Raw genomic sequence first — 5,349 nt, forward strand, 5'->3', positions numbered from 1 at the left:
CCCGACGTGCGCGACCCGGGCGCCGCACGCGACACGGGCGGCGACGCGCCCGTCACGGTCGTCAGCGATGTCCACGAATTCGTGATCCAGCACGACGGCGCGCTCGACGAGCACGACGATTCGACGCTGCGCGCGAACGACGCGAACGGCATCGATGCCATCGCGCAGCGCTACGTGTGGTTCGACAAGAATCTCGAGAAGGTGGACCTGCTCGCGGCCGAGACGATCGACCGAGACGGGGTCGCGCATCCGGTCGGCGCGGACGGCATCCGCGACGTGCAGGAGCCGCGCTCGGCCGGCGCGCCGACGTTCCAGGACGGGCTGCTGCGCACCGTCGTGTTTCCCGGCGTCGAAGCCGGGTCGAGCACGCGCGTGGCGTTCCGCAAGACCCGCACGAAGCCGGTCAACCGCGGCTACTTCGGCTATACCGTGGAGCCGTCGCGCGAGCCGGTCGACAGCCAGCGGCTGATTTTCGATGTGCCGGCCGACATGCCGCTGTACGCGGATGCGCGCGGCTACGTCGCGCTGCCGCCGGTCACCGCGAACGGCCGCACGCGCTACGAATTCGACTACCGGCACGGGCCGTACGACCGCATCGAGAACGGCGCGGTCGGCTACGCGACCTACGGCGACCGGCTCGTCGTGTCGACGCTGCCCGACTATGCGGCGTTCGCCGCGCGCTATCGCAACGCGGCCGTCGATCCGGGCGCGGACGATCCGGCCGTCGCGCTACTGGCGCGTACGCTCACCGCGGGTGTTGCCGATCCGCGCGACCAGGCCCGCATCCTGTACGACTGGGTGCAGGCGAACATCCGCTACGTCGGGTTGTTTCTCGGCGAAACGGCTGCCGCGCCGCATCGCGTGACGGACATCCTGCGCAACCGCTACGGCGACTGCAAGGACCATGTCGCGCTGTTCGGTGCGTTGCTCGCGGCGGTCGGCATCCGCAGCGAACCGGTGCTGCTCAATCTCGGGTCCGTCTACACGCTGCCGTCGGTGCCCGGCTACGGCGGCGGTGCGATCAATCACGCGATCACGTGGCTGCCCGATCTCGCGCTCTACGCGGACACGACGACGGCCGGCATCGCGTTCGGCTATCTGCCGCCGATCGTGATGGACCGTCCCGCGCTGCTGGTCGACACGGGCGTGCTGTCGCGCACACCGGCCACGCAGCCGCGCGGCCGCATCGCGCGGGTCGAGATCGATGCGGCCGGGCCGGGCGCCACGCGTTTTCATGCATACATCGAGGACGACGGCTGGACGGCCGAACTCGAACGCAACCTGTTTCGCCGCGCGACGCCCGACCTCGTCGCGCAGCTCGCGAACAACCGTTTGCGGCAAAGCGGCTTGCGCGGCCGCGCGCAACTGTCGACCAGCGACCGGCGCGTAACCGACGGGCCGTTCGACGTGACGATGTCGGGCACGCTCGACCATTTCGTGTGGCCTGACGGCACGACCGCGTTGCCCGCGCTGTCGAGCCTGACGGGCGGCATCGCGACGCAGGTCGAGAACTGGCTCGCCGAGCCCGTGCGCACGCAGCCGTGGGGCTGCATCGGCGGCACGTTCGACGAGACCGGTCAGGTCGCGCTGCCGGCCGACGTCGTGGTGACCGACCTGCCGGCCGATACGGCCGTGCACGACCGCTTCGTCGACTTCACGTCGCATTACGTATTCGATGCGGCCGCGCGCGTCGTGCAGGTCACGCGGCGGATGACGGCGAATTTCGGCCGTCAGGTGTGTACGCCGGACGAATTCACGGCGCTGCGCGCGTCGCTCGAACGCATCGAACGCGACACGCAGGCGCAGATCGTCGTGCGGGCGAAAGGGCGTTGAACGGGTAGGGGACGTGTGCGTGTCGATGTCATCGGTCGACGCGCAGGAGGGCAATCATGACTGAGCGGGACTACGAGATCGCCGATCTCTCGAAGGATTTGCTGGGCCGGATCGTGCAGGGCACCGTGGCGAGCGGTGCAGTCGTGGATGCGGAGCAGTGCGCGGCGCTTGCCGTGCAATGCGCGACGGCGCTGGTCGACAGGCTGGCAGCGCGCAGCAACTGAGCGCTGCGGTCACGCGTGGCGGCGACTTGCGCGAGACGCCCGGCGGTCGCCACGAGCATCACGCGTCACGCATTACGCTTCGACCCGCACCTCGCCGTCCGCGCGCACGGCGCCCGGCGGCTTGCCCACCACGCGCTTGAACGCGCGGCTGAACGCGGCGAGTGAACCATAGCCGAGCCGGTACGCGACGGCCTCGATCGTCTCGTGGTCGCGCGTGATCCATTGCGCGGCGAGCCGCATCCGCAGTTCGGTCAGGTAGCGCACCGGCGTCATCCCGGTGGCCGCGAGAAAGCGTTCGGCGAACACCGAGCGCGACACGCCGGCTTCGGTCGCGAGCTCCGCCACGCTCCAGTTGCGGCCCGGATCGCGATGCAGCGCGACGATCGCGCGGCCGAGCTTCGGCTCGCGCAGCGCCTGCACCCAGCCCGTCGCATCACCGCATCCGCATTCGACCCAGCCGCGCACGATGAACGCCGCGACCACATCCGCGAGCCGCGCGAGGATGCCCGCGAAGCCCGCGCGCGCCGAGCACGCTTCGCGCTCCATCGCATCGAGCATCGGGCGGATTTCCGGGTAGCGCGCGAGCAGCGTGCCGACGTGCATGAACTCGGGCATCGTGCCGACGAGCGGCTGCATGCCGCCGAGATCGAGCTCCATGCACGCGCTGAAGATCAGCGCATCGCCGGCGCCCGGCTCGGTCGTCGCGCAACTGGCGGGCGACACGCCGGCCGACGCCACCGACGCCACCGTATCGCAGATCTTCGCGACCTCGAAGCCGTTGATCTCGCGGCACGGTGCATCGGGGTCCGACACCAGCGCGTGCATGCCGCCGTGCGGCAGCAGGATCGCATCGCCGGCCTCGAGCCGCATCGTGTCGCCCGACGCGTCGCGCAGCAGCACGGGCCCGCGCCCGACGAAATGGAACTGCGCGCGGCCCGTCACATGGCCGAAATTCAGCCCGAACGGCCGCGCGACCTGGATGCGGCGGTACTGGACACCGCTCAGGCGCATCCCCAGCAGCAGCTCGCTGACGAGGTCGTGCACGTCGGGGATGGGCGGAAGCAGGGGCTCGGACATATCGAGATTCGGACGTTCGATCAACAAGAACGGATTGTATGTCATAGACCGTCCTGACGTGGTTCCTTACGATACGCCCTCATCAGTACTTTCCCTAACCGACACGGAACCACGCATGAATCCCGGAATCTCCTCGGCCGCCTCGACGGCGGCCCCCCGCGAACCGGCCTGGGGCGCGGTATTCGCGATGGCGCTCGGCGTGTTCGGGCTCGTCACGGCCGAATTCCTGCCCGCCAGCCTGCTGACGCCGATGGCCGACAGCCTCGGCGTGACCGAAGGCGTGGCGGGGCAGGCCGTCACGGCTACCGCGACGGTCGCGCTGGTCACGAGCCTGCTGATCTCGGCGCTGACGCGCACGATCGACCGGCGGCGCGTGCTGCTCGTGTTCTCGGTGCTGCTCGTCGCGTCGAACCTGGCGGTCGCGTTCGCGCCCAACCTGACGCTGCTGCTGATCGGCCGCGTCGTGCTCGGCATCGCGCTCGGCGGCTTCTGGACGATGGCGACGGCCACCGCGATGCGGCTCGTGCCGACGTCGATGGTGCCGCGCGCACTGTCGATCATTTTCAGCGGCGTGGCGGTCGCGACGATCGCGTCCGCGCCGATGGGCAGCTACTTCGGCCACCTGATCGGCTGGCGCAACGTGTTCCTGATCGCGGCCGCGCTCGGCGGCCTCTCGTTCGTGTCGCAGATCCTCACGCTGCCGTCGATGCCGCCGAGCGGCACGACGCGGCTGCGCACGCTGGTCGACGTGCTGCGCCGGCCGACCGTCGGCCTCGGCATGTTCGCGACGATCCTCGTGTTCACCGGGCACTTCGCGTTCTTCACGTACCTGCGGCCGTTCCTCGAGCAGGTCGCGGGCGTCGGCGTGAACGGGCTGTCGGCGATCCTGCTCGGCTACGGCATCGCGAACTTCGTCGGCACGTCGCTCGCCGGCCGCGTGCTCGAACACCGGTTGCGGCCGATGCTGATCGGCATGCCCGCGCTGATGGTCGTGCTCGGCGTCGCGCTCGTCGCGCTCGGCCGCGCGCCGATGATCGACGCGGTGCTCGTCGCGTTGTGGGGGATGGCGTTCGGCGGCGTGCCCGTCGCCTGGTCGACGTGGGTCACGCGTACCGTGCCCGACGAGGCCGAGAGCGCGGGCGGGCTGATCGTCGCGGCGATCCAGCTTGCGATCGCGACGGGAGCGGCAGCCGGCGGCGTCGTATTCGACGCGAACGGTGCGGCCGGCGTGTTCGTGGCCGCAGCCGTCGTGCTGGCCGTCGCGGTTGCGACGATCGTGACCGGCGTGCCGAAGCGTGTCGGCGTGGTGCCCGCGCTGGCGGAATGACCGGCACCGGCGGGCCGCCCGGCCCGCCGCTCAGCGCACCGGTGCGTGCGTGTCGAGCAACTGCCGGTGGCGCGCTTCGGTCGCGTCGTCGGCGGGGAACATGCACTCCATGCGCAACTCCTGCGCGGCGGCGCTTTGCGGCGTCCCCACCGTCGTGACCAGCGAGAAGTAACGCAGCACGACGCCTTCGTGCACGAAGCCGATCGGGATGACCGGCAGCGACGGTGCGGCGGCGGGTGCCGGCGGCGTTTTCCAGTCGCGCGGCGCATCGGGGCTCGCGAGCAGGTCGTCGAGCAGCTGCCGTGTGTCGTCGTCGATCACGCGCCCGACCGATTCGCGGTGCACGCGCTGCAGCAGGCTGCGCGACACCGTTTCCCAGTCGGCCAGGAACGGCCGCATCCCGTGCGGATCGAACATCAGGCGCAGCAGGTTGCGCGGGCTTTCGCGCGCAGCCATGTCGATGAAGCAGCCGAAAAAGCGTGGCGCCGCGTCGTTGGTCATCAGCACGTTCCAGTGGCGGTCCATCACGATCGCCGGAAACGGATCGTGCTGGCGCACGACCCGCTCGAGCGCACCGATCACACCCTGCATCTCCTGCGCATCCCACGGCGCTTCCGAATACACGGGCGCATAGCCGGCCGCGAGCAGCAGCGCGTTGCGCTCGCGCAGCGGCACGTCCAGCGTCTGCGCGAGCGTCAGCAGCGTGTCGCGGCCCGGCACGCTGCGTCCGCTTTCGATGAAGCTGATCTGGCGTTGCGAGATGCCCGCGTCGAGCGACAGGTCGAGCTGGCTCACGCCGCGCACATCGCGCCAGTAGCGCAGCAACTGGCCCAGTTCGTGCGTCGGCGCGTGCGGTTCGCGGCGGCTGGCGTTCATCGTGCCTCCCAG

At 70.3% G+C, this 5,349-nt stretch carries 5 protein-coding genes; 3 read left to right on the forward strand and 2 right to left on the reverse strand.

The features are described 5' to 3' along the window. Positions 1-1,833, forward strand: a 1,833-nt coding sequence (locus tag G3N93_RS33610) for a DUF3857 and transglutaminase domain-containing protein (RefSeq protein WP_206134904.1), incomplete at its 5' end; no start/stop codon positions are given. A gap of 56 nt (positions 1,834-1,889) precedes the next feature. Continuing rightward, entirely contained in the window at positions 1,890-2,057 is a 168-nt protein-coding gene (locus tag G3N93_RS33615) for a hypothetical protein (RefSeq protein ID WP_174944821.1), read from the forward strand. A gap of 72 nt (positions 2,058-2,129) precedes the next feature. On the opposite strand, the gene G3N93_RS33620 is transcribed toward G3N93_RS33615, so the two are convergent. Beyond that, complete coding sequence (locus G3N93_RS33620; protein WP_174938286.1) at positions 2,130-3,179, reverse strand: AraC family transcriptional regulator; 1,050 nt, start codon at positions 3,177-3,179, stop codon at positions 2,130-2,132. 70 nt (positions 3,180-3,249) lie between these two features. On the opposite strand from G3N93_RS33620, the gene G3N93_RS33625 reads away from it, so the two are divergent. Beyond that, the gene (locus tag G3N93_RS33625) at positions 3,250-4,461 is read left to right on the forward strand and encodes an MFS transporter (RefSeq protein WP_174938288.1); all 1,212 of its coding nucleotides are present in this window, start codon (positions 3,250-3,252) and stop codon (positions 4,459-4,461) included. Positions 4,462-4,491: 30 nt separating this feature from the next. On the opposite strand, the gene G3N93_RS33630 is transcribed toward G3N93_RS33625, so the two are convergent. After that, positions 4,492-5,337, reverse strand: a complete 846-nt coding sequence (locus G3N93_RS33630; RefSeq protein ID WP_174944827.1) for a helix-turn-helix domain-containing protein — start codon at positions 5,335-5,337, stop codon at positions 4,492-4,494. Between the last annotated feature and the right edge of the window lie 12 nt (positions 5,338-5,349).

Source organism: Burkholderia sp. Se-20378 (genome assembly GCF_017104665.1).
In the GTDB taxonomy this organism is placed as follows: domain Bacteria; phylum Pseudomonadota; class Gammaproteobacteria; order Burkholderiales; family Burkholderiaceae; genus Burkholderia; species Burkholderia lata.